This is a genomic window from Pseudomonas sp. BYT-1 (assembly GCF_023611805.1).
GTDB classification, from domain to species: Bacteria; Pseudomonadota; Gammaproteobacteria; order Pseudomonadales; family Pseudomonadaceae; genus Aquipseudomonas; species Aquipseudomonas guariconensis.
In genome coordinates, this window is sequence record NZ_CP072559.1 from 2,031,405 (window position 1) to 2,057,154 (window position 25,750).

A 25,750-nucleotide genomic window follows, 5' to 3' on the forward strand; every position below is an offset into this window, starting at 1 on the left:
GAGGGCAGGGCACCGATGTGCCCTGAGCTGTTGGCGCTGATTGAAAGTTGACCCACCCTGCCGATTGAAAAATGACCCAGGGCTGCTTGCCGATTTTGACCCCGGCAATTGTGGATAAGCCTAGCAGTCGACAGCATCGTAAAAGTGCTGACCCTGCACTCAGCAAGGCCAGCCCAAAGAGGTCAAAACGGGTCGTCCTCCGCTTCCTCGACATCCTGCCGTCTCCGCTCCCTCGCCTGGATCTTGGTCTTGGCCACCAGGGTGCTGTTTTGCAGGCGGTACGATTCATTCCCCGTCTCGACGATGTGGCAGTGGTGTGTCAATCGGTCGAGCAAGGCCGTGGTCATCTTGGCGTCGCCAAATACGCTCGACCACTCGGCGAAGCTGAGGTTGGTGGTGATGATCACGCTGGTGTGCTCGTAAAGCTTCGAAAGCAGGTGGAACAGCAGGGCTCCGCCGCTCTGACTGAAAGGTAGGTAGCCAAGCTCATCAAGGATTACCAGATCTGCACGCAGTAGTCCTCGGGCGATCCGCCCTGTCTTGCCCTCATGTTTTTCACGCTCCAGCAGGTTGACCAGATCGACCGTGGAGTGAAAACGCACACGCTTGTTATGTTGGGTGATGCCGGCCACTGCCAGGGCGGTGGCGAGATGCGTTTTACCGGTGCCAGGGCCGCCGATGAACACCACATTTTGCGCTGTGTCGGTGAAGGTCAGAGTGGACAGTTCCTTGATCAGCCGGGCATCAGCGCTGGATACACCGAAGTCGAAGCCAGCCAGGTCACGGTGCATGGGCAGTTTTGCCATATTCATCTGATGATGTACCGAGCGCACTGCCCGATCGGCGTGCTCCTGATCAAGGAGATGCTCGATCAGCCATTTCGATGACGCAGTGGAAGATTCGCCTTGTGCGGCCAGCTCTGCCCAGGCATCGGCCATGCCGTGCAGGCGTAAGTCTTTGAGTTCCTCTGTGAGATCACGCATTCCGCACCTCCTCATCCGTGCTGCGCAGCCGGTCATAGCGCGCGGTATTGGCAACAGGGGACACCTTCAGTTGCAGGTTGGTTTCGACCGAGGGTGGTACTTCACGGGCGGTCAGACGGGCCACGACATTGAGGATGTGGTCAGCGCTCAGGCTGCCAGATTCCAAAACCAGCTCAACCGCCACGAGGACGGCATCCAGGCCAGCGATGGGCACGGCGGCCAACACCTGGGTCATGACTCGGTCACCCTGTAGATGCCGCCGCAGCCCGCGTCTGAGCAGGCGTAGGGGCCTGGGTAGATCGGCAAACGGGGCACCATTGCGTAGGGCTCCCGGTTTACGCTCAATGAGGGGGATGTAGTGTTGCCAGTCGTAGCTGACCTGATCGCGATCAAACAGGCGCTCATGGCTGGCAATCACACCATCATCGGCAATCACGACGATTCGCGAGGGATAGAGCCGACTGCTGACCCACTGTCCAACACGCTCGCAGGGTACTGAATAGCGGTTGCGAGCCACGTTGATCAGACAGGTGCTGGAAACGCGAACCGTGCGCTCTACATAGCCGTCGAAGGGCCTCGGCATCGGCATCATTTCGACGCGCTCCAGTTCCAAGACTTCTGCGACGGTGAGGCCGTTGTACTGCGGATGGATCAGCTCGTGCCAAAGAGCCCGACAGCGCTGGGCAAGCCAGGCATTCAGCTCTTCGAAGCTATGGAAAGTGTTGTCGCAGGCGGCCAGCCAGATGCGGCGCCGACTGTCTTGGACGTTCTTTTCGACGATACCTTTTTCCCAGCCGGACGCTACGTTGCAGAAGTCCGGGTCGAACAGGTAGTGCGAGCACATCACCATGAAGCGAGCATTGACCGTGCGGCCTTTACCCTTGGCGACCTTGTCGACCGCCGTTTTCATGTTGTCGTAGATGCCGCGACGCGGCACGCCGCCCAAGGCGGCGAATGAGCGGGTATGGGCATCGAACAGCATCTCATGCCCTTGGCTGGGGTAGGCCACGAGCCAGAAGGCTCGGCTGGCACATAGCTTCATATGCGCGACCTGGACGCGCCTGAAAACACCGCCAATCAGCAAGCCTTCCTCGCTCCAATCGAACTGGAAGGCCTCGCCCAACGCGAACGCCAACGGCACAAATGCCCGTACCGCCTTGCCTTGCTCTCCGCGCCAATGACGAACGAAGGCTGTGAGCTGGCTGTAGCCGCCGTCATAGCCTTCAGCCCTGATCATGGTCAGTAGCGCCTTGGCACTGCGGCGATGTTGCTTCGCCCTCAAGGCATCAGCCCGCAGCGCCTGCTCCAACATCTCGTGAAAGGGACTGAGCTTGTTGAACACAGCTCGACGCTGATAAACCGGCTGCTTGGACTCCGGTGCTCTGATCCATTTTCGGATGGTGTTGCGCGACAGTCCGGTGCGCTTGGCTATCTCATGCAACGACAGCTTGTCGCGGAAATACATCCGCCGAATTTTGCCCATCATTTCCATGCTGATCACCCTGTGTTCTCCTGCTCAAAAAATGAGCAGGTGCAGTGGAACACCTGGGTCAGTTTTCAGTCAGCACAATGGGCGAAACTGGGTCATTTTTCGGTCAGCGGCAACAGGCCGCATGGCCGAATGGAAATGATCAGCAATGTGCTGCGGCAACCTGCTTGCGTTCACCAATGGGCGAAACACCGAAGAAACGGCTGTAGCATTTGGAAAAATGCGCCGGCGAAACGAAGCCACAGGCGAGTGCGATATCGCGTACTTGCGATTCACTGTGCAACAACAGCTGCCGGGCCCGCGACAGGCGCAATTCAAGGTAATACTGGCTTGGCGTATTTTGTAGGTGCTTGTGAAACAGACGCTCCAGCTGCCGAACGGAGATGTCGTTCAACTGTGCCAGCTCCTCCAAGGTCATGGGGTCTTCAAGGTTAGCTTCCATAATGCTGACGACCTGGCTGAGCTTGGGTTGGGAGGTACCTAGTTTCTGTCGCAAGGGCACGCGCTGACGTTCCTGCGAACTACGGACTCGGTCACATAACAGCAGTTCGGCTGCATGCGCGGCAATCTCTCGCCCGCCAGGCTCGCGGGTGATCAGTTGCAGGATCATGTCCATGGAGGCTACACCACCGGAGCTGGTGTAACGGTCTCGGTCAAGTTCAAACAGCTGGTTGGAAATGATGATGCCAGGGAAGCGCTCCTTCAACGCTTCGATGTCTTCCCAATGGATGGTGCAGCGGTAACCCGTGAGCAAATTGGCGCGCGCCAACAAATGACTACCTGTGCAAATGCCACCCAACGCCACCTGGTCATGGGCGAGCCTGCGCAGCCAGTTCACGATGGCGCGGGTATTGTGGTCGGAGACGATGGGGTTAGGCCCTACCACGAACAGCATGTCGAGCTTGGGCACGTCCTTGATGCTGTGGTCAGGCAGGATGCGCATGCCGTTGCTGGCGCTCACCGGCTCCATGTCGGCGGCGATGATGAGCGTTTGGAACAAGGTCCTGCGGGCGGCCAGGTTAGCCATGCGCAAGGTCTCCACGGCGGAGGCAAACCCAATGGTGGTGAAATTAGGAATCACCAGAAACCCGATAACCTTGGGCGGGGGATCATTGACAGGGTATCCCGTGGCCAGTAGCGAGGACTTCAGCGTACCCATCAATACGGCTCCTTCAATGCAAAATGACGTGCTTCGCGCCTGTTTACCGATACCGGCAATTTATTGTGTACAAGGTATTCATGCCAGAATTGAGGGCATATTACACGGAGTGATCGGGCAATAGGGACGTACTGGCCGATATTCGCCCCATGATTACGGCTCGTCGCAAAAAGCAAAAACCCTGCGAACGCGTTGCCTTCGCAGGGGGAAATGGCTCGACCAGGTTTAGGCTGATTCGGTTGCAGCATTGGGCAGTGGGCGCTTCTTGGGCGAGAAGATAGAGCTCATGCACACGATGGACAGTGCCAGCGCACCAGTTGCCAGCACTTCCATGCGGTGTCCCGGCATGACCAGCATCATCGCTAGAATACCGATGATGGAGGCGACGACCAGGTAGCTGAGCCAAGGGAACAACCACATCTTGAAGGCCATGACCTGACCTCGGCGGGTCATCTGCTTGCGCAGGATCAATTGCGATACCGCGATGGCCAGGTAGACCAGCAATGCCACGGCACCGGAGCTCGCCAGCAGGAAGGAGAACACCTCGTCCGGTGCGAAGTAGTTCAACGCGGTGGTCAGGAAGCCTACAGCGGTGCTGGCCAGTACCGCGACGAATGGCACACCGACTGATGAGGTGCGCTGTAGAACGGCAGGGCCGTCGCCACGTTTGCTCAGCGAGTAGACCATGCGCGATGCGGTGTAGATCGCCGAGTTGAGGCAGCTGGCCACGGCGATCAGCACGACGATATCCACGATCATCTTGGCGTGAGGGATATTCATCAGCTCAAGGGCTCTTTGATAGGAGCCGACCTGCACCAGCATGGGGTCGTTCCATGGCACGATCGAGACGATCAGGAACACCGAGACGATATAGAAGATGCCCATGCGCCAGACGACCGAGTTGGTGGCTCGGGTAATCTGCCTGGAGGGGTCTTTCGACTCTGCGGCGGCGATGGTGACGATTTCAGTGCCCATGAAGCTGAACACCGTGGTCAGCATGGCGCCAATGACCGCAGCCATGCCGTTGGGCATGAAGCCGCCGAAGTCATTGCTCAACTTGACCACGCCACTGACGCTGAGGTTTGGCACGACGCCGGTCAGGGCCAGCGCACCCAAGGCGATGAAGCCCAGCACGGCAATGACCTTGAGCATGGCGAACCAGAACTCGAACTCCCCATAGCGGGCAACGCTGAACAAGTTGGTCAAGGTCAGTAAGGCGGTGACTGCCAGCGCGAACTCCCAGGTTTCGATCGCCGGGAACCACGCATTCAAGATAGCCGCTGCGGCAATCGCTTCGATGGGAATGACCAGCACCCAGAACCACCAGTACAGCCATCCGATGGTAAAACCGGCCGAACGTCCCATGGCGCGTTCGGCATAGGTGGAAAACGAACCGGTATCAGGGGAGGCAACTGCCATTTCACCGAGCATACGCATGACCAGCACAACCAGTGTGCCAGACATGATGTAGGCAAGGATGGCGGCGGGCCCAGCGGCTGCGATAGCGTGCCCCGATCCGATGAAAAGGCCGGCGCCGATAGCGCCGGCTATTGAGAGCATGGTGACGTGGCGCTGTTTGAGGCCGGGTGCCAGAGTTGAGTGGCTGGACATTATCATTACCCTTGTTGTTATAGATGGCGGGTGAACAGCTAATGCGAATCGTGCTCTGGGAAATTCATGCAGTGTCTTGACGCTTAGCCGAATGCCTCGCGGACGGCGTTGCTGATGCCTTCGGTGCAGACGCGCAGAATCAACTCGCCTTTCTCGCGGCTGGCGCCCTTGGGCGATGACAGAGTTCCACACGCCGGTGTGCGCTCCGGAATGATCGGAAACACATCGTAGGGAGGGAAGGTGGCTGGCGGATGATCGACGGCTCGGGCCAGGTCGACTTTGTCAGGGTGCAGGGCGAGCATCAACGAGGTTTCGAAGACCCCACCGTGTTCGATGTCCCAGCCGAGGAATCCGTCTGGGTAAAGTTCCTGAATGACTTCGGGCGCATTGACGAAATCCCAGTAGGACAGGATGACGACCTTGAAGTCGGTGATGCCGGCATAACGAAGCTCGCGCAGCGCCAGGTCGATACCCTCCACGATGAACATGGAGTTCTCGTAGTGCCCATTCATCATCACCAGCTTGCGCGCGCCATGCCGGGCCAGCTCCCTGATGATGTCCTGGATGGTATGCGTCAGTGTCGCGCCATCCAGGCTGGTGGTGCCGGGAAAGTGATTGCCCCCGCCCGATTTTTGCTGCGACTTGTAGCCGTAGGCCAAAGCGGGCAATACCAGGCCGTCGACATTGCGCGCTACTGCCTTGCACAGCGCGTTCGGCAGTAATACGTCCACTTCCATGCACATGTGATGGCCGTGTTGCTCCAAGGCGCCCACTGGCAAGAAAATCGGGCTGCCGGATGCAACACGCTGGGCGTACTCAGGCCAGGTGAGTTCGCCAATTACTACGCTATCGTTCATCGGGTGGTCTCTCTATGTTCTTGTAATCGTTGAGGTCGTCCGGCTTGTAGCAGGTAGCAGATGTCACGATTTGATCAGATCGCAACCTGTTGTAATTGTCAGTTTCCGACCTGGAGTTGACAAATACTGCCGTAGCGCTATCCGCGGGCGCGGCAGTGGCCCTGCCAGTGCGGCGAGGGGCGAGTTTGATAAACTACAGGTCGGAAAAATGCAAATCGTCCTGCTGGCGATCTGCTGCAATCGGTAATCAATAAGGCGGTAAAAATTTGGCACGGCGTGGCGAGAGCACGACGGGCCAAGGCATGTTTTGATTACCGAGGATATCTTCATGAAGTATCGCGCCGATCTATCACGCCGTACATTCATAAAAAACAGCAGCGTGCTCGCCGGTGCGGCAGCGCTGGGTAGTTGGTGGCCGTCCAGAGGCTTGGGCGCAGCAGAAAAAGAACTGGTGATATTGGCCTGGGCCGGGCATGCCGCGCCCGATATCGTCGCTGATTTCGAGCGCCAGCACGGGGTCAAGGTCCGTGCCAAATATTATACTGGCGGCGATAACATGCTTGGGCTGATATCCCAGTCGCCCCCGGGTACATTCGACCTGATCTTGTCGGATGCCGAGTATGTACAGCAACTTAACGCCGCTGATTATATTGAGCGACTGGACCCGGCCGATTACCCGTTCGATGACTTCTTTCCAGAATTCCAACACTTCCCTGGCCACTGGGAGGGTGATGAACTGTATTCGGTGATGATCCGCTTTGGTTTCCTCGGTATTGCCTTCAATACCCAACTGCTGTCCGAATCTAGAGTCAAAAGTTACCAGGTGCTCTGGGGCGAAAGTCTAAAGGGTAAAGTTGGGCACTTCGATTGGCACTTGCCGAATCTTGGGCAAATCAGTTTGCTCAATAACAACCGTATGCCCTACGACATTGATGTCGCTCATTGGAAAATGGTGCAGGAAAAAACCTTGAGCCTTCGCAGCCAAGTGGGCGGCTTCTTCGACTATGGCGGCACGTTCGCCTCGCTCAAAAGTGGCCAGGTCCATGCAATGTGTGGCATTGGCGACTGGATCACCGGTGTCCTGCAGCGTGCCGGTGCGCCGGTGAAAACCGTCGTGCCAGAGGAGGGTGGGTTGCAGTGGACCGAGTCCTACTGCATCGCGAAAAAAGCCCGTAGCCCTGAGCTGGCCAAAAAGTTCATTCAATACATCACCTCACCCGAAGGCCAGGTCAAGTCGGCGAAGATGGAGGCCTATCCAGCGCTGATACCCAACAAGCGCGGCTGGGAGTTGCTCAACCTGGTCGACCCGGCCGAAGCGAAACGCCAGGGCATGGTGCCGGGCCAGCGCAACGTCATGGACGATATCCGCGAGGGGCGTATCCAGTACCGCGCACTCCCTGTGCAGCAGAGCCTGGAGCAGTGGAACGACTTCTGGTCGGAATACAAGGGCGCTTGATGGCGCGCAGAGAGGACCGGCGCAATGATCACGAACAAGGTATCGCCCCCGCTGCCCGCCCGTGAGGAACCCTCCGACACGCGCGCTTCTCGTCCAGGCAGGCGAAACTTTCGCTTGCCCTGGTATGGGTTGAGTTTTTCTTTACCGATACTGATCTGGCAATCGGTGTTCTTTGTATTCCCGCTGGTATTCCTGGTGACCATCAGCTTCTGGCTGGTCCGTAACTTTCGCATGCAACCTGCATTCGAAAGCCAGAACTGGAGCTACATGTTCAGCCGTGGGTTCTTCTGAGATGCCTACTTTCACACATGGGCCATGGCAGCAGGTGCCTGCGTTCTGATCAGTGTCGTGGCGTTCCCGTGCGCCTACGCCATTGCATTCAAGTTTCGTGCGGCGACCAGGCAGTGGCTTATCTTATTGTTGATTACACCGTTTTTCACCAGCTACCTGGTCCGCACGTATTCCTGGCAAGTCTTCCTCAGCGATCAAGGCTTGCTCAATAGCGCGCTGGCACTGCTGGGAATAGGGCCGTTGCCCATGCTCAACACCGCCTTTGGAAGTTACGTAGGTTACTTCACCCTGTGCTTGCCGCTGGTGGTGCTGTTGCAGCTGTTCAGCCTGATGTATATCGACCGAACTTTGATCGAAGCGGCGCACAACTTACGCGCAGGCCGTGTGCGCACGGTGTTTCTGGTGATCATACCGTCGGCGCGGGTTGGCATCGTGGTGGCGGCGCTGTTCTGTTTCATCATGACCTTCGGCGATTTTGTCAGCCCGCTTTACCTCGGCGGTGGCCAACCGCCGACCTTGAGCACGCTCATTACCGACACCACCAAGTCAGGGCAGCAATGGCCGCGTGCGGCGGTGATTGCCACGGCGATGATCGTGACCTTGCTCATGGTGGCGTTCCTGATGGTTCGCTACGCTTACAGGAGGCGCGCATGAACGAGCATCGTGTCATCAACTTCATGCTGCGCAGCTTTGTTGCGCTGGTCTTCCTGTTCATCCTCACGCCGATCATTGGCAGCTTCGTGTTCTCCTTCAACGTCGACCGTTTCCCATCTTTGCCGTTGGGTGGGTTCAGTTTGCGTTGGTACGAGGCGATCGCCACAGACCCGCAAGTGTGGCAAGCCTTCAAGAACAGCCTGTTGGTCGGGGTGGTGGTATCGCTGGTTTCTACGTTGCTCGGTTTTACTGCGGCTTATACAGACTTCCGTTACCACTTTTTCGGCAAGTCGGTCTACATGGCGCTGGCGCTACTGCCACCGACCATTCCCGTGGTGATCCTTGGCCTGGCGATGCTGGCGTTCTTGTCGCGGGTTGGCCTGTCCGGTGAACTCCATGCGGTGATGATCAGCCACATTGTGATGTGCTCGCCGTTCGCCATGGCGGTGATTCGCATGCGCCTGGCGCAGATGGACCCGCAACTGGAGGCCGCTGCCTGGAATCTCGGCGCCAGCCAGTGGCACGCTATGCGCTTCGTGATCCTGCCGTTCACGGTACCGAGCATCTTCGCCGCATTGTTCGTGACCATGGCGGTTTCGTTCGACGAATTCGCGGTTGCCTGGTTCGTCTCGGGGCTCAACGAGACGGTGCCGGTGCGCATTCTCAATACCTTGCAAGGCCAAGTGAGCCCGACCATCAACGCTATCGGCACGATCGTTTTCATCACGACGATCACGCTTACGACCATCGCGCAGATCTTGCTGATGAGCCGGCAGCAAAAGCCCGCTGACGGCAAACGCAGCTGAACCCTCCATGCCCAGCAGGACTCGAACATGACTCAACCGTTAGTGGTATTCGACAACGTGGCCAAACACTTCGGCAGTTTCATGGCTGTCGAACCGATGAACCTGGAAATATACAAGGGTGAATTCGTTGCGATCATGGGCTCCAGCGGCTGTGGCAAAACCACCACGTTGCGCATGCTGGCCGGGCTCGACAGGCCAAGCTCTGGCGAGATTCGCTTGAACGGCCAGCGCATCAACGACCTCTACTCGTGGCAGCGGGACACGCCGCTGGTGTGGCAAAACCTGGCGTTGTTCCCCTTTCTGAACGTGGTGGAAAACGTTGAATTCGGCTTGCGGATGCGGGGTATGGCCAAGGCGGCGCGGCGCAAGAAGGCATTGCAATGGCTGGAACGACTTGATCTGGGGGAATTCGCCACACGGGATATCAGTATGCTCTCCGGCGGGCAACGGCAACGCGTGGCCTTGGCTCGTTCGCTGGTCACCGAACCGTCGATCCTGCTGCTGGATGAGCCGCTCAGCGCGCTCGATGCGCACTTGAGTGTTCGCATGCAGGCGGTGTTGACCGGTTTGCAGAAGGACCTGGGTATCACCTTTGTGTACGTCACTCACAGCCAATCGGAAGCCTTTGCCATGGCTGACCGGGTGGTGATCATGAGCCGCGGTCGCGTCGAGCAGATCGGTTCGCCGAAGAATATCTTCCTGGAACCACACAATCGTTTTGTCGCCGAGTTTGTCGGCGGCAAGAACATATTCGCGGGGGTCGTGCTCGGTTTCATCGATACAGGGGTGGTTCAGATCGACTCGCCCCATGGTCGCTTCCGGGCACGCTTGCCTGAAGGCCGAACGGTTGCGTTGGGTGAGAAGGTAACGGTTTGCATCGGTGCCGAACATATCGACCTGACCACGCAACCGACAGCCGATAGCCGGTTGCCTTGCACGGTCGTGGGTGAAGAGTTCAATGGCTCGATGGTCAACGTTTACCTGGAAACCCGCGATGGCCTGGAATTGCAGGTACAGAGGCCCAACGCGGACTACCACGCGCTTGAGTTGAAGGCCGGCCAGACCGTTCATGCTGGATGGGCTGATACGCGTGCCCTGATTCTGCGCGGCAATTAGGGGTCGAAATCTGACACGTCTGGCCAAGCAACTGCAGGGACAATCGTGGTGTTCGCAGTAGACGCTGCGTGGGTAGAGTAGGAGGCAGTACATGCAGCAATTGACTGAAGTCGGCCAGCGACTGACCAGCGCCGTGCGCATTGGTTTCTTGTTGAGCGAAGGGTTCGATTTCTATGCGTTGGCCGCCGCGTTGGAGCCGTTGCGCGTCGCCAATGAAATGGCCCGGTGCGATGTGTGCGAGTGGCAGATCCTCAGCCTTGCAGGCCGGCCGTTGAAGGCTAGCAACGGCATTGCCACAGCCACCGTGGAACTGAACCAGGCAAAACCGCTGGATGTACTGATTCTCTGCCTCGGCAATGAAATGCCGTCACGCACAGGCGCCCCACAACTGCGCCACTATGTATCGAGCCCGATGATGCGCAGTGCGGCGGCGCAGGTGATGTGGTTGTTGCCCGCCGTTGATGATCAGGCGAACCTGCCTGCTGGTCACATCCGGTATGTGCATGCGCCGGGTAGCGTTTCGGAGCAGGTCCAGAAGACCCTGACGTTGATCACGCCGTTGACATCTCGCCTACTTGGAATCAGCGAACTGGCAGCACTGATCGGGGTTTCCCGGCCCGTTCTTGAACGCTTGTTCGTGCACTGCCCACACTGAATCCTCGCCATCTGTTACCCGGACTTGCGCCTGCAATGGGCGCGACTGCGACCGACCCGCTCAGCAGGGTTTAATACTGCGCGTAGACCCTGCTCACGGTGTCGTTAGTTCTCTACCTGCCATCGCCTATACCCTCCAATAAAAGGTTCTTCTCGCACGGAAGGGGAAGTGTGGCGAGTGCCCAGCAGCCAAGGAGTTTTTTCAGAAAGCACCAGATTAAATTTCGTGCGGGTTTGCTTCGCCTTCATTGCTCTTGGCCTCGTTTGCACGGCGACGGATCTGATCACTTAGGGGTCGGATTGGCGCAAAAAAGCATGTGATTTATCTGGTCGAATGATCACCAGTGGCACCGATAACAGGGCCTCTCTGCTGCTCACTACCAAGGAATAGAAGACATGCAAATGCCAAAAACCATCCAGATCAAGAACGGCGAAAAAGTTAAACCGACGTTCTCGCAACAGGAATATGCCAACCGTCAGTCCAAGTTGCGCACTTACCTGGCACAAAACAATATCGATGCTGCGGTCTTCACTTCCTACCACAACATCAACTACTACAGCGACTTCCTGTACTGCTCGTTCGGCCGTCCCTATGCACTGGTCGTCACGCAGGAAGCCGTCGTGTCGATCAGCGCCAACATCGATGGTGGCCAGCCATGGCGCCGTACGGTCGGTACCGACAACATCATCTACACCGACTGGCAGCGCGATAACTACTTCGTCGCGATTCAGCAGGCACTGCCCAAGGCTGGGCGTATCGGCATCGAGTTCGACCACCTGAACCTGATGAACCGCGACAAACTGGCCAGTCGTTATCCGCAGGCCGAGCTGGTGGACATCGCCGCGCCATGCATGCGCATGCGCATGATCAAGTCGGCTGAAGAACACGCGATCATCCGTCAGGGGGCCCGGGTTGCCGACATCGGTGGTGCGGCGGTCGTCGAGGCCCTGTGTGATCAGGTGCCTGAGTACGAAGTGGCGCTGCACGCTACCCAGGCGATGGTGCGTGAAATCGCCCGCACTTACCCTGACTCCGAGCTGATGGACACCTGGACCTGGTTCCAGTCGGGTATCAACACCGACGGCGCCCACAATCCAGTGACGTCGCGCAAGGTCAACAAAGGCGACATCCTCAGCCTCAACTGCTTCCCGATGATCGCGGGTTACTACACCGCGCTGGAGCGGACATTGTTCCTGGACCACTGCTCCGATGAGCACCTACGCCTGTGGGAAGTCAACGTCAAGGTGCATGAGGCTGGCCTGAAACTGGTCAAGCCTGGCATGCGCTGCAGCGAGATCGCCCTGCAGCTGAACGAGATCTTCCTGGAGCACGATCTGCTGCAATACCGCACCTTCGGTTACGGCCACTCGTTCGGTACGCTGAGCCACTACTACGGTCGCGAGGCGGGCCTCGAGTTGCGCGAAGATATCGACACCGTACTCGAGCCAGGCATGGTGGTCTCGATCGAGCCGATGATCATGCTGCCCGAGGGCCTGCCGGGTGCTGGCGGATACCGCGAGCATGACATCCTGATCGTCAATGAGCACGGCAGCGAGAACATCACCAAGTTCCCATACGGCCCGGAACACAACATCATCAAGAAGTAACTGAACAAGCCGCAAAGCCGCACAGATACCCTGTGCGGCCTTTCTCATTGCTGGGCCATGCCATCGAAAGTGGCGGGCGCTCAGGGAGGGCAGGCATGGAGCAGGCTGTAACGCAGGCACTCACTGAACCATCATCACACCCAGGTCATACCGCGACGAGAAGTCGGTCGTTTTTTCTGGCTTGCAGTATCGTTTTGGTGGCGTTGAACCTTCGCACGGCGTTCCCTAGCCTGGGTGCTGTGTTGTCGGATATCAGGATCAGCCTTGGGTTGACCGCTGCCGCCACCAGTGCGCTTACCACCTTGCCAGTACTTTGCTTGGGCGTTTTTGCCCCCTTGGCGCCTTACCTAGCCAGGAAGGCGGGCGCGGAACGTACGATCTTCGTATTGATGGCCGCGCTATCGGCGGGGATATGGCTTCGTGGCAACGGGAATATCTACGGGCTGCTGGCCGGTTCGGCCGTGGTCGGCAGTGCGATCGCCATCATCAACGTGCTGGTACCCGGGCTCATTAAAAGGGACTTTTCCACCTCGACCGGGCTGATTGCCGGTCTCTACTCCATGGCGTTGTTGAGTGGCGCTGCCATGGCCGCGGGGCTCACGCTCCCACTGCAGCGTTTGCTCGGCGGTGGGTGGGCGACGGCTCTAGCTCTGTGGTCATTGCCGGCGGCCGTTGCGGGCGCTTGTTGGTCTTTGCAAGTGCCCAAGGGCAGGGCGGTACCCCGCCTCGCTGCGCTCAAGGTAAAAGGGGTGTGGCGCTGTACACTTGCCTGGCAACTGACGCTGTTTATGGCCTTGCAGTCGATGTACTCGTTTACCGTGTTCGGCTGGCTGGCCCCGTTTCTCCAAGGGCGTGGCTTGGCCCCGTTGGAAGCCAGCGTCATCGTCTGCAGTTCGATCCTCCTGCAAACAATCGCCTGCCTGGCAGCGCCGCTGATCGCCACACGCTTGCCGAACCAATCCTGGTTCAATGTCGTGGTGGTCTTGCTGACTACCATCGGCTTCCTAGGATGCCTGTCGGCACCCGTTCAGCAGATCTGGTTTTGGGCTGGGATGCAAGGCATCGGCCAGGGCGCGTTAACCGCCATTGCAATCACGATGATTGTATTACGATCGGATAACGCGCAGGTCGCGGCCGAACTTTCAAGCATGGTGCAGGGTGTGGGTTATGGTATTGGTGCGACTGGGCCGCTGGTGGTCGGATTGCTTTACGACCCGTACATGGGCTTCGAGCAGGTAGAATGCTTCTTGGCGGCGGTCGGTGGGGCATTGCTGTATTTCGGATACACCTCAGGTCGACGTCGATTCGTTAGTTACAATTTAGCCGATCAATGACGCGCGTTACGCCAGAAATGAGGTCCGGCTGATCTCGACTGACCCACATGCTGCTCCCGAAATCACTGCAGGGCCATCACTTTTCGAGCACTCGGATGGATCAGCAAATTTCGGTAATCCGGTTCAAAATCGCATCAGCGCCAACAACTGTGACGCACTGAGGTGCCCCTTCACTAAACGCCCTGATTTGATCGGGGCGTTTGTTGTTGTGCGGGAAGAGGCCTTTCAGCCCATCCGCGAAATCATTTTTCCGAACCCCTAAGGCGCGACTGCCCGCATGAGGTTGTAGGTGGTCACAGCCAAACCCATTTCGGTGCGATGAGCATGCGCGCGCCCGTTGTAAGCTGCGAAGAATGAGTCCAGAATGAAGGCTATCCCTGCTTGAGGGATAGCTGAAAACCCTTATTTTTCAATGGCTCGCCGGCCCGATGCGAGTCTCGTTTCCCGCTCCAAATTCAGTGTTCATGGGGTGTCACCCGATATCCCGGAACGCTTCCAGAAAAGGCCAAAGATTTTATCTTTGGCCTTTTTTGTTTTTCCCGTTTCCAATACGCCACGCCAGTCAGAGGCGCAAGCTCCCGGCTGAACCAGGGGGATGGGCACCGCCTGGACGTTCGTGCCGTTGGCGGTGCGTATGGTAAGTGTCAGAGCGTCGGCATCACCGGCTCACGTCCGGCGAGAATATCTTCCACACGTCGTTGCAGGGCATCATTGAGCACCTGCGGTTGTGGAATGAGCCAGTAACGTTCCTCCTGAATTCCTTCGAATACCCGTTCGGCGAACTGGTCCGGGGTCAGCCCATGCGCGTCCAGCATCTGACGCATGGTGTCGACGAACCCTCGCACTTCGGGGCGGTCGAGCGCATCGCCAAAGGGATTGTCGAAGATGCCACTACGCACCGGGCCCGGTGCGAGCAGCGACACCCCCACGGGCGTGCCGAGCATTTTCAACTCGCCATGCAGCGACTCGGTCAGGGCGACGACGGCGAACTTCGTCGCCGAGTAGGGCGCCATCAGTGGGCTTGCCAAAAACCCGCCCACCGATGCGGTGTTGATGATGCGCGCCGGCGCGTTGCGCTCTAGCATGCGTGGCACGAAGCTGCGCAGGCCGTTGAGCACGCCATGGACATTGACCGCAAAGCTGTTTTCGAAGCGCTCCGGTGAGATCTCCCAGCTAAAGCCCGTGGCCATGATGCCGGCATTGTTGAACAGCAGATCGACACCGCCGAAACGCTGCCAGGTGGCCTCGGCCAGCGCCTCGAGCGCTTGCGGATTGCGCACATCGGTCGGTACGCACAGCGTCTCGGTGTCGAGCGTGGCCGCGACGGCCTCGAGTTTGTCGCGGTCCAGGTCGGCCAGCACCACACGCATGCCAAGCTTGGCGGCATGCCGCGCCAGCCCACTGCCGATGCCACTGGCCGCGCCGGTAATGACCGCGGTACCGCCTTCGAAACGAATGGATGTCGTCATCTTCGGTTTTCTGTCGGGTTGAGAGTGGACGCCTACCTGCGCAGGCACCCACCATGACCCAGAGGTCGAACCCTCACATCGTCCGTTTGAACGAGAGCCAATGAAGCGCTCAGCTACCCGAAGGTCATGCCTCTGGGGCAGGCAAACGCCGCTCAACTGTGCGCACATGCACTGCGCGTCCACCCAATGCGAGCACCTATGGCTTGGCCTTCCAGGCACCCGAGGCCGCTGCCGCGCGGAATTTGGCGCGATTCTCGGGCGTGTCGGCAGGCTCGGACTCCCCGAAGATCGCCTTCATCCAGTGCCCGTCGGTCGGGTTGGGGAAGACGATGAACTTATCGCCGAACTGGGCACGGTCTTCATCGAGCAACGTGGCGCGCTGCTGGACGTTGTCGACGTAGTACCGGCGTTTGAAGTCGTTGAGGTTGTCGCCCAGCATCAGCAGCACGTCGTGGTGCTCGGCTATGGCCTTTTGCGCAGGCTCTTTGTTGGAGCTTTCGCGCAGGATGGTCACGTGTTCTTTGTCGGCGAAGGGCACCTTCAGTGCGCGCAGGTTTTCGAGTGCGTACGCGTCGGTCTTGTCGCCCTGATCGCGGCTGGATACATAGAAGATTTCCACGCCCTTGGACTTGGCATATTCGAGAAACGCCAGTGCACCTGGTGTCAGGGTCGGGCCGTTGTCGGCGACCCAGCGGTCCCAGAGGGCATCGTCGAAGAAGTCCTTATCCTCGTTCATCAGCGCGCCCCAGTAGGTGTTGCTGCTGAGGATCGTGTCGTCCAGGTCGCTGATGATCGCTGGCGGCTTGGCACCAGGTTTGCGCTCGGCCAGGGCCTGGTCCAGGCGCAGCTTGGCCAAGTTGAAGCCCTGGTAGTACAAGGCACGGTATTCGGCCGCAGTCTGCCGCCAGGCGACGGCGGCAGTCAGCAGGTTGGGCTTGGCGGGGGCGGTATCGGCCAGCGCCAACTGGAAGGGCGCGGCGAGTAGCAGAGCGGTGGTGGCGATTATTGTTCTTGGCGTGGGCATGTACGAGATTCCTTGTCTCACCCGCTGCGGGTCGGCGGGCCTAGGAACCTCGTAACACAAGCCGGGCGGCTGTCTCAATCGCGGTGACGCAATTGGGTAGCAACCTGGCGCCATATCGTCAGGCCCCCGTGAGCTCGGCCAGCAGCTCGTCGCGCAGCTTCTGCAATCGCGGCGCGTGCCGTTCGCGCGGGTGCGGTAGCTCCACGCGCACTTCATGGCGAATGCGCCCAGGGCGAGGGTCCATCACGATGACCCGGTCGCCCAGGTAAAGGGCTTCCTCCACGTCATGGGTCACCATGATCATGCTGCTGCCCTGTTGCAGCCAGATGCGTTGTAGCTCGCGTTGCAGGTGGATGCGGGTCAGGGCATCCAGGGCGCCGAAGGGCTCGTCGAGCAACAGCAGCTTAGGCCGGGTGATCAACGCCCGGGCAATGGCTGCGCGTTGGGCCATCCCGCCGGAGAGTTGGTGCGGGTAGGCGTGCTCGAAGCCTTGCAGGCCGACCAACGCCAGATGCTCGGCGACCCGTTCGGCTTTTTCCCGTTTGCCCAGGCGCAGGGGCTTGAGGGCCAGGGCCACGTTCTGTTCGACGGTTTTCCAGGGAAACAGGCGGTGATCCTGGAACACCAGGCCCCGGTCCAGGCTGGTGCCTTGTACGCGTTCGCCATCCAGATGGATGTGCCCGGCGTAGTCTTGCTCCAGCCCCACGATCAGCCGCAACAGCGAGGACTTGCCGCACCCGCTGGCGCCGACGATGCAGACGAACTCGCCCGGCAGCACCTGCAGATCGATGTCCTTGAGCACCTGCAACGGCTTGCCGTCGATCTGGTAGTGCTTGTTCAGCCCACGAATCTGCAAGGCGCCGGGTTGGCCGAGGGTGTAGGCGGGTAGAACGGAATTGAGCAATGCGGTCATCACGGTCACCTATCGACGAAGAGCGCGCCAGCGCAGCAGGTGCCGGCTGAGGCGGGAGAACAGTTGGTTCATGGCATAGCCGAGCAAGCCGATGCACAGCACGCCGATCACGATGACCTCCATGCGCGAGCCGGTCTCGGCGTTCATCATCAGGTTGCCCAGGCCCATGCCGGTGGAGAGGAACAGCTCGCTGCCCACCGAACTGACCCAGGCGAAGGCCAGCGCGTGCAACACGCCGTTGCACAAGCTGGGCAGAGCGCCAGGCAGGAGGATCTGCGCGAACTGCTGCCAGGGCGACAGGGCATACAGGCGCCCGACTTCCCGGTAGCGTTTCTCCACGTGGCTGAAGCCTTCGAAGGCGTTGAGCGTCATCGGGTAGAACGCCGCCAGAGAGACGATCAATACCTTGGTCGCTTCGCCGCTGCCGAACCACAACGCCAACAGGGGGATCAGCCCTAGGATGGGAACCTGGCGCAGGCCATGGAACAACGGCGCGAAGAGCCGCTCCAGCCAGCGCGACGAGGCCATCCCGGCGCCCAGGGCGAAGCCTGCCAGCACGCCGAACAGCAGCCCCAGGCAGGTGCGTTGCAGGCTGGCCTGCACGCTCAACCACAGCTCACCGCTGGCCAGCAGCTCGACCAGGCCTTGGCCGATGCGCTCGAGCGGTACGAAGGCATAGGCCTGGCTGGCGCCTTGGCGCGAGGCGATGTCCCAGGCCGCGATCAACAGCAGGGGCAGTACCAGCCCGCGGCCCCGGCGGGCCAATGAAATCAGTCGGTTCATAGGGGTTTCCAGCGCAGCACGCGCCGCTCCAGCAGTCTTAGACCTTGATCGAGGGTGAAGCCCACCAGCCCGGTCACCAGCACACCGACCATCACCACATCGATGCGCAGCATCTGCCGGCTCATCTCGATCATCTGCCCCAGGCCGCTGTCGGCGGCCAGCAGCTCAGCAGCCACCAGCACCATCCAGGCGCGGCTCAGGCCAATGCGCAGGCCAGTGAGGATCGGTGGCGCGGCGGCCGGGAAGGCGACCTGCGTGAGCAGGGTCGGCAGGGGTAGGCGCTGCACCTGGGCGACCTCGAAGTAGCTGCGCGGGATGCCGCGCACGCCCTCGCAGGTCGCAAGGGCCACAGGGAAGAACGTGGCCTTGATGACGATCACGATCTTGAACGTCTCCTCGACGCCGAAGAACAGGATGAACATCGGGATCAGGGCAATCGACGGGACTTGGCGCAGGGTATGGAAGAGTGGCCCGCAATAGGCCTCGACACCGGGCGACAGGGCCATGGCACAGCCAAAGGCAAGGCCTGCGCCGGCGCCGAACACGAAGCCCAGGGCCAAGCGCGACAGGCTGCTGCCCAGGTGTTCGCGCAGCTCGCCGCTGGCCAGCAACTGCTCGAAGGTTTGCCAGACCTCGCGCGGTGGTACCAGCAGCTGGCGCGGGAAGGCGCCGCTGTCGGCCAGCACTATCCACGCCGCGAGCAGCGCCAGCGGCGAGACGAGCAGAGTCAGGTGATGCCAAGGGAGTGTGCGCATCGAGTCAGCCCTCCACGACGATGACAGGGGTCGTACCGCGCCGCACGTGGCGCAGCCAGCAGAACAGGGCGGTGAGCAGCACCAGCGGGGTCCACGCCAAAAACAGGTTGGCCGTGCCGATCCAGTGGCTGATCACCCCACCTAGCAAGGCACCGGTACAGCCGCCAAGCATCCCGGCCAGGTTGAACAGGCCCGAGAGCTTGCTCTTGTCCAGCGGCGAGTCGCTCATCCGCGCCATGTTCACCAAGTGCGCCAGGGCGCTGGCCACGCTCAGCAGCACTGCCCCCGCGGCCAGCCAGGCATAGCCCTGGCCACGACCGAGCAGCAGCAGGCCCGTCACTGCCAGGCCCAGCCCTGCAAGGTAGGTCAGGCGCCGCCCCGCGCGCGTTACCAAGCGGCCAAGGCTGAACAGGCCCAGCACCGCCGCCAGGCCCTGGATCATCACCAGACTCACGGCACGCTCCTGGCTCAGGTGTGCGACCTCCATGGCCAGCACGATGACGAAGGTGCCGAACAACGCACCGGTGGCGCCGGACAACAGTTCGATCAGGCAGCTCTCGGCCACCTCGGCATGGCCGAGCAAGGCACGGGACTGGGCGAGGATGCCGCCGTCAATCTCGGGGGCGGTCTCGGCCGGGTTTTCGTGCTCCCAAAAGCCAAGGCTGTACACCGCCATCGAGCCGAAGCACAGCCCGATCACCACGAAGCCCAACGTAAAGCTGCCACCGCTCAGGGCATTGCCCAGTAACGGGCCGAGCAAGCCCATGCCCAGGGTCAGCGCGCCGCGATACCAGCCGGCCTTGTCGCGGCCTATGTGGCGCAAGTGACGCAGAAAGGCGCTGTTCATGGCCACGATGCGAAACGGGATGCACAGGCCGATCAGCAGCCGCGCCACGGCCAGCCAGGTCCAATGGGCGAACAGCGGGATCGCCAAGTTCAGCAGCAGCGGCCCGAGGCTGGCCAGAAAGTACACCCGGCGTGCACCGACGCGGGCGATGACGAAGCCCGCCGGCAGGGTCAGCAGCACCATGCCCAGCGACTCCATGGCCGAGATCACCCCCAACTGCAACGGGCTGGCGCCCAGGTGCATGGCGTACAGAGTGGTGACGATCTTCGCCATGCCGATGGTGGCGCCACTGAAGGTCGCCAGGAACATGAAGCTGGCGATGAAGCCGTGCGGCCTAGATGGCGACATTGACGTTCTCCAGCAGGTGCGCCAGCGGCCGGGGTTCGATCCACTGACACACATCGAAGCGGCGCGCAATGAACCCCCAGCGTTCGAGAAAGTCCGTGAGGTCCTGCAAGGCCTCGATGGAGCGCTCGGCCAGATTGGTGCGCAGGCGCAGGTGGGCGTCTTCGCCATAGGCCGCCGCGACCCAGTACTCGCTGGTGTTCAGCTCGCGGGCGAGGAAGCGGCGGGTCTCTTCGGGGTGGGCCCAGGCCCATTGCTCGGCACGCAGCACGCTGTCGAGGATCAGCACCGCCGCGTCGAAGTGCTGGTCCAGCAGGTGCTGGTCGACGGTCAGGGTGCGTGGGGTGCCGATGTTGGCGCGCACCAGCGGATCGGGGTGCGAGCCGATGTCCACCACCACCCGCAGGCCGAATTCGTCGGCCAGGTGCAGGCCGTGGGCGCCCTTGAGGAAGATCGCGTCGATATCGCCTCGCAGCAGGCCGATCAACTCGTTGTTGCGCTGGCGCACACGGTCGCCGAGGCTGACCTGGGCACCGTGCACGTGGCGCACCGGGTCGTCGCTGTAGGTACCGCCATAGGGGTAGTCCACCAGCTCCACGTCATGGGGGCTCAGGCCCTCCAGGCGCAGGGCGTTTTCCAGGCCCCGGATGGCCTGGGCACGGGTGAAATCGATCTGCACGTTGGCCCACTTGGGAAGGCCGAAGCGGCGGTTGCGCAGGTCGCGAATACCGCGCACAGGGCTATCGGCGGTGGTGACGATCAACTGCACCTCGTCGCTCCATGACAGGCCCAGCACGCGGGTATCGCGCCCGCTGGCGCGGGCCCAGATGGCCGGGATGTTGCCGCCATGGCGTACCGAATTGTGCAGATGATGGTCGAAGTGCGCCTCACGCACCTCGCGGTCGGAGGATTCGCGCAGGGCCTGGATGCGCGTACCCCAGGGCTGGAAGGCCCGGGCCAGTCGACCGGATTCGACAGCGATGCCGAGCCCCGTGGGTACCGGACTGTGGGTGTACCAGAGGGTGTCGAGTGGGTTGTTCATGCAAGAGCCTTGTGCGGATGGGCAGTCGGCCCCAGCCTGCGCCGGGGCCAGATGATGCTCAGCTGGCGCGCTTGGCGACGGCGCTGCGCAGGGCGTCCAGCGGGCGCGGGTCGATCCAGTCGCGCACCGCGAAGCGCTCGGGGATGAAGCCCCAGCGGTGCAGGAAGTCGGTGAAGTCCTGCAAGGCCGTGGCGGCGCGCTCGTCGAGCGCGGTGTGCAGGCGCAGGTGCGCGTCCTCGCCGTAGGCCTGGACCACCCAATACTCGCTGCTGTTGGCTTCGCGAGCGAGGTAGCGGCGGGTGTCCTCCGGGTGAGCATGGGCCCATTGCTCGGCGCGCAGCACCGCACCGAGGATGCCCACGGCACTGTCGAAGTGCTGGTCGAGCAGGTGCTGATCGACGCTCAGGGTGCGCGGCGTTCCGTTGTTCGAACGCACCAGCGGCTCAGGGTGCGAGCCGGTGTCGATCACCGTGTGCAGGCCAAACTGCTGGGCCAGCTGCACCGCATGAGCCCCCTTGAGGAAGATCGCATCCACTTCACCGCGCAGCAGCCCGGTGAGCTCCGGGTTCTGCCCGCCACGGCGGCTGCCGCCGAAGGCCCCGAGACCGGCGATGCGCTGGGGCGCTTCATCGCTGAAGGTGCCGCCCTGGATGAAGTCCACCAACTCCACGTCCTTGACCTCCAGGCCTTCCAGACGCAGGGCATTTTCCAGACCGCGGATGGCCTGGGCGCGGGTGAAGTCGATCTGTGCGCCAGTCCAGTGGGGCAGGCCGAAGCGCCGGCCCTTGAGGTCCTTGACGGAGCGGATGCCGCTGTCCGGCAAACTGAGGATCAGTTGCACCTCGTCGGCCCAAGACAAGCCGATCACCCGAGTCTCGCGCCCGCTGGCGCGGGCCCAGATGGCCGGAATGCTGCCCCCGTGGCGCACCGAGTTCTGCAGGCTGTGATCGAAATGCGACTCACGCACTGCCTGGCTGGCGGACTCACGTAGCGACTGGATGCGCGTGCCCTGGTCGCCCAGGGCCTGTTCCAGCCAGCCTTTCTGCAAGGCAATGCCGAGCCCGGTGGGCACGGGGCAGCGGGTGTACCAGAGGGTATCGAGCGGTTGACTCATGATGTGCAGCTCCTTGCAGGGTCAGGCGCTGGCCTTCAGCGCGGTGGGGTGGTCGTCTTGCGAGTGACGGCGGGTCTGCACCAGCGGCAGCACTTCCTGGCCGATGCGCAGGGCTTCTTCCAGGTGCGGATTGCCGGCCAGGATGAAGGTCGAGAAACCGGCGTCGCGGTATTCGGCCAGGCGTTCGGCGACGTTCTCGTGGCTGCCCACCAGACCCACGGTGGGCCCTGGCTTGGCCTTGCCGAAACCGGCCCAGAGGTTAGGGCCCAGGATCAGGTCGTCGAAGCGTTCCAGGTGCTGGTGATAGGCGCTCTGGCGGGCGGCGCCCACCGAGTCGGAGCCGCTGGCGAAGTGCTTAATTGCGGCACTGGTGCGGGTGTCGATCCGCTCGTATTGCTGGCGCAGCTCGCGCCAGGCGGCGTCTTCGGTTTCGCGAGCGAACAGGTCGATGCGGATGCCGAAGCGCACCTGGCGGCCTTGTTTGTCGGCCAACTCGCGGACACGGTCCAAGTGGGGTTTGAGCTTGTCCACCGGCTCTGCCCAGTTCAGGTAGACATCGGCGTGGCGCGCGGCCACGTCCAGCGCGGCGTCGGAGAAGCCGGAGAAGTAGATGCTCGGCTTGCGCTCGTGCTTGAGCCCTGGTGGCAGCGCGCCGTTCTCCAGTTGGTAGATATCGCCCTGGTAGCTGAACTGTTCGTTGCGCCACAGACCCTCGATGATGTCGAGGAATTCGCCGGTGCGCTGGTAGCGTTTGTCGTGTTCGAGGAAGTCGCCGTTGGCGCGTTGGCTGGCAGGGTTGCCACCGGTGATGATGTTCCACTCCAGGCGGCCGTGGCTGAGGTTCTGCAGGATCGCGGCTTGCTGGGCGGCATAGGCCGGCAGCGTCCAGGTGGCCTGGAAGGCCACCAGGAACTTGATGCGGCGGGTCTCCCGGGCCAAAGCCGCGGCGGCGATCCACGGCTCCGGCCCGGTGGGCAGCAGGGCCCCTTCGAAGCCTGCAAGCTCGGCGGCCTTGGCCACCTGGGCGATGTAGTCGATGTACGTGAAGCCGTCGGCCTCGCCGTTGGGCAGACGCCCGGGGGCAATGTTGCCCGGACGGTAAGTCGGGGCGCCGCGGTTGTTCTTGTCGGTGGCCAGGTAAGGGCCGTCGCTACCCAAGGGTAGGCGCCAGAAGAATTCGGTGCTCATGGCTGTGCTCCAGTGGCTGCATGAAGGAAGGCCCGAACGCATCCAGCGTGGGCTTGCCAGTCATTGAGCAAGGGCTGTGCCGAAAGTCTGGAAGCCTTGTGCAGCAAGGGGTGCAGCGTGGTTCAAGCCGCATCCATGAGCGCGATTGCTGATCCAGCAACACTTGGTCAGCAACGGCTGTTGGCGCCGCAGCAGATGCGGGCCGTACGTGCCGTGGAAATTGATCTTGTAACGGATAAGTGATTGAAAAAACTTGAAATTCAGGAGTGGCACAACTTCTGCTCAGACAGTGCTAGCCCGACTTTCCGAGGCGCTACACAGGAGTTGCACCATGTCCCATCGAATCACCCCGGCACTGCTCGCCCAGCTCGATCGCGTGCGGCACGATTTCGCCAAGGCCTTCCAGGTGTTGCGCGATACCCGCACGCTGAGCGCCACCAATACCTTCCAGGCCTACCTGCGTGTGCCGGACAGCGATCTGGTGATCGCCCTGCACGCCCCAAGCCCCTGGGCCGATGACCCGACCATTCGCGCAGTGGTTGCCAGTTACGATGGCGAGGTGGTGCTGGACGAGACCGCCGACGGCAGTTCCCCCTTGAGCGGACGCAAGGCCGGCGGCAATGGCCAGCGTTACGCCCAGGTGTTCCAGCGGCGTCCTGAGGTGAATGTGGTGATTCACGTGCATACGCCGTACCTGGGGGGCTGGGCCAGTGCGCACCGGGTACTGCCGATCCGCTATGCCGCCTCCCAGCGCGTGACGTTGGCCCGCGAGCTGCCGATCTACATCGACCGTCGCCAGCCTGAACAAGCGTTCATCGTCGAGCGTATCGAGCAGAACCCGTATACACCGGCCATTCTCGAAGCCAATGGCGGCGCCACGTTCTGGGGTGAGTCGTTGTTGCAGGTGTCCAAGTTGATTTTGCTGATCGAGGAGGGCGCGCACTTCCAAGGGCTGGCTGAACTGTTCGGCGGCTCCCAGGAGTTCGGCCCGGGCGTGCTGGAGCAGCAGTGGAAGATGACCGGGCTGTGGGCACAGGGCCAAAAGTTGCTGGAACGCGTGGCCTGATCCCGGCGGCTGCTGCGCAGCCCATTCGCGGGCCTACCCGCAAATGGGCTGCGCAGCAGCCCCGGCGGTGTTGATCAGGGCTGGGTGGCGACCGAAGCCACAGGCACTGTCCAGTACTGCTGCAGCTGCAGATTCTGCAACCCTTGCTGCACGAATTTCGGCTCGAGCAAGGTCTCTACGTTCACCTCGCCGCGAATCAACCGAGCCTTGAGGGCATAGGCAATGGCGTCGGTGTAATGCTGGCGCAGCGCCTGGTCGTACAGGGGGCTGAAATGCTGCGCCCAAGGCTGGCCCTCGGCTTCGCGCTGCAACACGCTCAAAGGTTGCCCGGACTGCGCCTGGTAGGCCTGGTACGCTGCCTGATTCTCTGGCTGCGCGGTCCAGTGGGCGGCCTTGAGGTAGGCATCGACCACCAGTTGGGTAATCTCAGGCTGCTGGGCGATGAAATCCTTGGCGCCCCACAGTTCGGCGCGCATCCGCCAGTCAGCGGGGGCCTGCTTGCTCGACCAGATGATGCGCCCGACCTGCTTGTCTTCGAGCAGATACGCATCGCTCAGGGTGAAGAGCGCATCGACACGCCCCGCACTGAGCGCAGCGGCACCGGCCTGGGGGTTGAGGTTGAAGATGCGAAAGTCATCGAACCGCAGCTGGTTGGCGTCGAGCAACTTGGCGAACGAGAGCTCCCAGGGCCGCCCGCGGTGCAGGGCGATGCGCTTACCCTTGAGGTCGGCGATGGATTTGGCCGATGACCCCGGCGGCACCACCAAGTACACGTTGTTGCCGCTGCCGCCAGGCACGATCAGTTGGGTCGAGACGCCTGAGGCATTGGCGATGATCGACGGCAGGTCGCCATAGAAGGCGAAATCGATACGCCGGTTAGCGAACTCTTCGTTGACGAATGTCCCCACCGAGGCAGTGGCGGCCGGTACCCATTGGAGTTTGATGTTGCGCTGGGCCAGCTGCTGTTCGAGCCATTTGTCCCGATCCATGACGTAGGACGGGCCATTGAAGATGGTCTTGCCGGCATTGGCATAGGCCACGGTGGCGATGCGCACGGTCTGTGGTTCAGCCGCCTGGGCCTGGGCCGTGAGCAACGCGGCGGGCAGCAGCAGGTGACGCAGCAGCCGGGGCAGGGTAGCGATGGGCATGATGGGCTCCTCGAGCAGGCCCGCGGCACATGCCGCGG

At 61.2% G+C, this 25,750-nt stretch carries 24 protein-coding genes; 9 read left to right on the forward strand and 15 right to left on the reverse strand.

Annotation, left to right across the window (positions count from 1 at the left end):
* Positions 1-182: 182 nt before the first annotated feature.
* From istB to J5X93_RS09305, 5 genes are all read right to left on the reverse strand, one after another.
* Positions 183-983 (reverse strand): IS21-like element helper ATPase IstB, encoded by an 801-nt coding sequence (gene istB / locus J5X93_RS09285; RefSeq protein WP_064305084.1) that lies wholly within the window; start codon positions 981-983, stop codon positions 183-185.
* A complete protein-coding gene (istA, locus tag J5X93_RS09290) occupies positions 976-2,475 on the reverse strand; it encodes an IS21 family transposase (protein ID WP_182943259.1) in 1,500 nt (499 codons plus the stop codon). The genes istB and istA overlap by 8 nt, the downstream gene beginning before the upstream one ends.
* 139 nt (positions 2,476-2,614) lie before the next feature.
* Complete coding sequence (cahR, locus tag J5X93_RS09295) at positions 2,615-3,631, reverse strand: transcriptional regulator CahA (RefSeq protein ID WP_182941226.1); 1,017 nt, start codon at positions 3,629-3,631, stop codon at positions 2,615-2,617.
* A gap of 225 nt (positions 3,632-3,856) precedes the next feature.
* Positions 3,857-5,242 (reverse strand): GABA permease, encoded by a 1,386-nt coding sequence (gabP, locus tag J5X93_RS09300; RefSeq protein WP_182941223.1) that lies wholly within the window; start codon positions 5,240-5,242, stop codon positions 3,857-3,859.
* An 83-nt stretch (positions 5,243-5,325) separates the two neighbouring features.
* A complete protein-coding gene (locus J5X93_RS09305; RefSeq protein WP_182941220.1) occupies positions 5,326-6,099 on the reverse strand; it encodes a creatininase in 774 nt (257 codons plus the stop codon).
* A gap of 328 nt (positions 6,100-6,427) precedes the next feature.
* Between J5X93_RS09305 and J5X93_RS09310 the strand changes: the two genes are divergently transcribed.
* From J5X93_RS09310 to J5X93_RS09345, 8 genes are all read left to right on the forward strand, one after another.
* On the forward strand, positions 6,428-7,555 hold the full coding sequence (locus tag J5X93_RS09310) for an extracellular solute-binding protein (protein WP_182941217.1): 1,128 nt from the start codon (positions 6,428-6,430) through the stop codon (positions 7,553-7,555).
* Between the two features lie 24 nt (positions 7,556-7,579).
* The gene (locus J5X93_RS09315; protein WP_250034625.1) at positions 7,580-7,846 is read left to right on the forward strand and encodes an ABC transporter permease family protein; all 267 of its coding nucleotides are present in this window, start codon (positions 7,580-7,582) and stop codon (positions 7,844-7,846) included.
* 24 nt (positions 7,847-7,870) lie between these two features.
* Complete coding sequence (locus J5X93_RS09320; protein WP_250034627.1) at positions 7,871-8,500, forward strand: ABC transporter permease; 630 nt, start codon at positions 7,871-7,873, stop codon at positions 8,498-8,500.
* A complete protein-coding gene (locus J5X93_RS09325) occupies positions 8,497-9,306 on the forward strand; it encodes an ABC transporter permease (RefSeq protein ID WP_182941211.1) in 810 nt (269 codons plus the stop codon). The genes J5X93_RS09320 and J5X93_RS09325 overlap by 4 nt, the downstream gene beginning before the upstream one ends.
* Positions 9,307-9,363: 57 nt before the next feature.
* Positions 9,364-10,422 carry an ABC transporter ATP-binding protein gene (locus tag J5X93_RS09330; RefSeq protein WP_232092038.1) on the forward strand — a complete coding sequence of 353 codons (1,059 nt, stop codon included), beginning with the start codon at positions 9,364-9,366 and terminating at the stop codon, positions 10,420-10,422.
* A 91-nt stretch (positions 10,423-10,513) separates the two neighbouring features.
* Entirely contained in the window at positions 10,514-11,077 is a 564-nt protein-coding gene (locus J5X93_RS09335) for a type 1 glutamine amidotransferase family protein (RefSeq protein ID WP_182941205.1), read from the forward strand.
* 395 nt (positions 11,078-11,472) lie between these two features.
* Positions 11,473-12,684 (forward strand): creatinase, encoded by a 1,212-nt coding sequence (gene creA, locus J5X93_RS09340; RefSeq protein ID WP_182941202.1) that lies wholly within the window; start codon positions 11,473-11,475, stop codon positions 12,682-12,684.
* Positions 12,685-12,779: 95 nt separating this feature from the next.
* On the forward strand, positions 12,780-14,018 hold the full coding sequence (locus J5X93_RS09345; RefSeq protein WP_232092037.1) for a CynX/NimT family MFS transporter: 1,239 nt from the start codon (positions 12,780-12,782) through the stop codon (positions 14,016-14,018).
* 644 nt (positions 14,019-14,662) lie between these two features.
* On the opposite strand, the gene J5X93_RS09350 is transcribed toward J5X93_RS09345, so the two are convergent.
* The 9 genes from J5X93_RS09350 to J5X93_RS09390 form a co-directional block, all read right to left on the reverse strand.
* Positions 14,663-15,487 carry an SDR family NAD(P)-dependent oxidoreductase gene (locus J5X93_RS09350; protein WP_043209205.1) on the reverse strand — a complete coding sequence of 275 codons (825 nt, stop codon included), beginning with the start codon at positions 15,485-15,487 and terminating at the stop codon, positions 14,663-14,665.
* 196 nt (positions 15,488-15,683) lie between these two features.
* The gene (locus tag J5X93_RS09355) at positions 15,684-16,511 is read right to left on the reverse strand and encodes an HAD family acid phosphatase (protein ID WP_182941198.1); all 828 of its coding nucleotides are present in this window, start codon (positions 16,509-16,511) and stop codon (positions 15,684-15,686) included.
* 118 nt (positions 16,512-16,629) lie between these two features.
* The gene (locus J5X93_RS09360) at positions 16,630-17,424 is read right to left on the reverse strand and encodes an ABC transporter ATP-binding protein (RefSeq protein WP_043209210.1); all 795 of its coding nucleotides are present in this window, start codon (positions 17,422-17,424) and stop codon (positions 16,630-16,632) included.
* Positions 17,425-17,433: 9 nt separating this feature from the next.
* Entirely contained in the window at positions 17,434-18,207 is a 774-nt protein-coding gene (locus tag J5X93_RS09365) for an ABC transporter permease (RefSeq protein WP_178113765.1), read from the reverse strand.
* A complete protein-coding gene (locus tag J5X93_RS09370; protein WP_180962722.1) occupies positions 18,204-18,962 on the reverse strand; it encodes an ABC transporter permease in 759 nt (252 codons plus the stop codon). Before J5X93_RS09370 ends, J5X93_RS09365 begins: the two co-directional genes overlap by 4 nt.
* A 4-nt stretch (positions 18,963-18,966) precedes the next feature.
* The gene (locus tag J5X93_RS09375) at positions 18,967-20,157 is read right to left on the reverse strand and encodes an MFS transporter (protein WP_182941195.1); all 1,191 of its coding nucleotides are present in this window, start codon (positions 20,155-20,157) and stop codon (positions 18,967-18,969) included.
* A complete protein-coding gene (locus J5X93_RS09380) occupies positions 20,144-21,196 on the reverse strand; it encodes an ABC transporter substrate-binding protein (RefSeq protein WP_182941191.1) in 1,053 nt (350 codons plus the stop codon). Before J5X93_RS09380 ends, J5X93_RS09375 begins: the two co-directional genes overlap by 14 nt.
* Before the next feature lie 58 nt (positions 21,197-21,254).
* Positions 21,255-22,310: an ABC transporter substrate-binding protein gene (locus J5X93_RS09385; protein ID WP_090345579.1), complete on the reverse strand. Its 1,056-nt coding sequence runs from the start codon at positions 22,308-22,310 to the stop codon at positions 21,255-21,257.
* Positions 22,311-22,331: 21 nt separating this feature from the next.
* Positions 22,332-23,498 carry an LLM class flavin-dependent oxidoreductase gene (locus tag J5X93_RS09390; RefSeq protein ID WP_043209223.1) on the reverse strand — a complete coding sequence of 389 codons (1,167 nt, stop codon included), beginning with the start codon at positions 23,496-23,498 and terminating at the stop codon, positions 22,332-22,334.
* Between the two features lie 331 nt (positions 23,499-23,829).
* On the opposite strand from J5X93_RS09390, the gene J5X93_RS09395 reads away from it, so the two are divergent.
* Positions 23,830-24,564: a class II aldolase/adducin family protein gene (locus J5X93_RS09395; protein ID WP_182941188.1), complete on the forward strand. Its 735-nt coding sequence runs from the start codon at positions 23,830-23,832 to the stop codon at positions 24,562-24,564.
* A 74-nt stretch (positions 24,565-24,638) separates the two neighbouring features.
* Here J5X93_RS09395 and J5X93_RS09400 read toward each other — a convergent pair whose 3' ends face one another.
* Positions 24,639-25,712, reverse strand: a complete 1,074-nt coding sequence (locus J5X93_RS09400; RefSeq protein WP_043209228.1) for an ABC transporter substrate-binding protein — start codon at positions 25,710-25,712, stop codon at positions 24,639-24,641.
* Positions 25,713-25,750: the final 38 nt, after the last annotated feature.

What these genes read in the sequence shown, in the direction of transcription:
- J5X93_RS09390 (WP_043209223.1), bottom strand. Translation starts at nt 23,498, where the DNA reads ATGAGCACCGAATTCTTCTGGCGCCTACCCTTGGGTAGCGACGGCCCT.
- J5X93_RS09350 (WP_043209205.1), bottom strand. Translation starts at nt 15,487, where the DNA reads ATGACGACATCCATTCGTTTCGAAGGCGGTACCGCGGTCATTACCGGC.
- istB (WP_064305084.1), bottom strand. Translation starts at nt 983, where the DNA reads ATGCGTGATCTCACAGAGGAACTCAAAGACTTACGCCTGCACGGCATG.
- J5X93_RS09355 (WP_182941198.1), bottom strand. Translation starts at nt 16,511, where the DNA reads ATGCCCACGCCAAGAACAATAATCGCCACCACCGCTCTGCTACTCGCC.
- J5X93_RS09385 (WP_090345579.1), bottom strand. Translation starts at nt 22,310, where the DNA reads ATGAGTCAACCGCTCGATACCCTCTGGTACACCCGCTGCCCCGTGCCC.
- J5X93_RS09305 (WP_182941220.1), bottom strand. Translation starts at nt 6,099, where the DNA reads ATGAACGATAGCGTAGTAATTGGCGAACTCACCTGGCCTGAGTACGCC.
- gabP (WP_182941223.1), bottom strand. Translation starts at nt 5,242, where the DNA reads ATGTCCAGCCACTCAACTCTGGCACCCGGCCTCAAACAGCGCCACGTC.
- J5X93_RS09335 (WP_182941205.1), top strand. Translation starts at nt 10,514, where the DNA reads ATGCAGCAATTGACTGAAGTCGGCCAGCGACTGACCAGCGCCGTGCGC.
- J5X93_RS09310 (WP_182941217.1), top strand. Translation starts at nt 6,428, where the DNA reads ATGAAGTATCGCGCCGATCTATCACGCCGTACATTCATAAAAAACAGC.
- J5X93_RS09315 (WP_250034625.1), top strand. Translation starts at nt 7,580, where the DNA reads ATGATCACGAACAAGGTATCGCCCCCGCTGCCCGCCCGTGAGGAACCC.
- creA (WP_182941202.1), top strand. Translation starts at nt 11,473, where the DNA reads ATGCAAATGCCAAAAACCATCCAGATCAAGAACGGCGAAAAAGTTAAA.
- istA (WP_182943259.1), bottom strand. Translation starts at nt 2,475, where the DNA reads ATGGAAATGATGGGCAAAATTCGGCGGATGTATTTCCGCGACAAGCTG.
- J5X93_RS09380 (WP_182941191.1), bottom strand. Translation starts at nt 21,196, where the DNA reads ATGAACAACCCACTCGACACCCTCTGGTACACCCACAGTCCGGTACCC.
- J5X93_RS09395 (WP_182941188.1), top strand. Translation starts at nt 23,830, where the DNA reads ATGTCCCATCGAATCACCCCGGCACTGCTCGCCCAGCTCGATCGCGTG.
- J5X93_RS09400 (WP_043209228.1), bottom strand. Translation starts at nt 25,712, where the DNA reads ATGCCCATCGCTACCCTGCCCCGGCTGCTGCGTCACCTGCTGCTGCCC.
- cahR (WP_182941226.1), bottom strand. Translation starts at nt 3,631, where the DNA reads ATGGGTACGCTGAAGTCCTCGCTACTGGCCACGGGATACCCTGTCAAT.
- J5X93_RS09365 (WP_178113765.1), bottom strand. Translation starts at nt 18,207, where the DNA reads ATGAACCGACTGATTTCATTGGCCCGCCGGGGCCGCGGGCTGGTACTG.
- J5X93_RS09345 (WP_232092037.1), top strand. Translation starts at nt 12,780, where the DNA reads ATGGAGCAGGCTGTAACGCAGGCACTCACTGAACCATCATCACACCCA.
- J5X93_RS09360 (WP_043209210.1), bottom strand. Translation starts at nt 17,424, where the DNA reads ATGACCGCATTGCTCAATTCCGTTCTACCCGCCTACACCCTCGGCCAA.
- J5X93_RS09320 (WP_250034627.1), top strand. Translation starts at nt 7,871, where the DNA reads ATGGCAGCAGGTGCCTGCGTTCTGATCAGTGTCGTGGCGTTCCCGTGC.
- J5X93_RS09375 (WP_182941195.1), bottom strand. Translation starts at nt 20,157, where the DNA reads ATGTCGCCATCTAGGCCGCACGGCTTCATCGCCAGCTTCATGTTCCTG.
- J5X93_RS09325 (WP_182941211.1), top strand. Translation starts at nt 8,497, where the DNA reads ATGAACGAGCATCGTGTCATCAACTTCATGCTGCGCAGCTTTGTTGCG.
- J5X93_RS09370 (WP_180962722.1), bottom strand. Translation starts at nt 18,962, where the DNA reads ATGCGCACACTCCCTTGGCATCACCTGACTCTGCTCGTCTCGCCGCTG.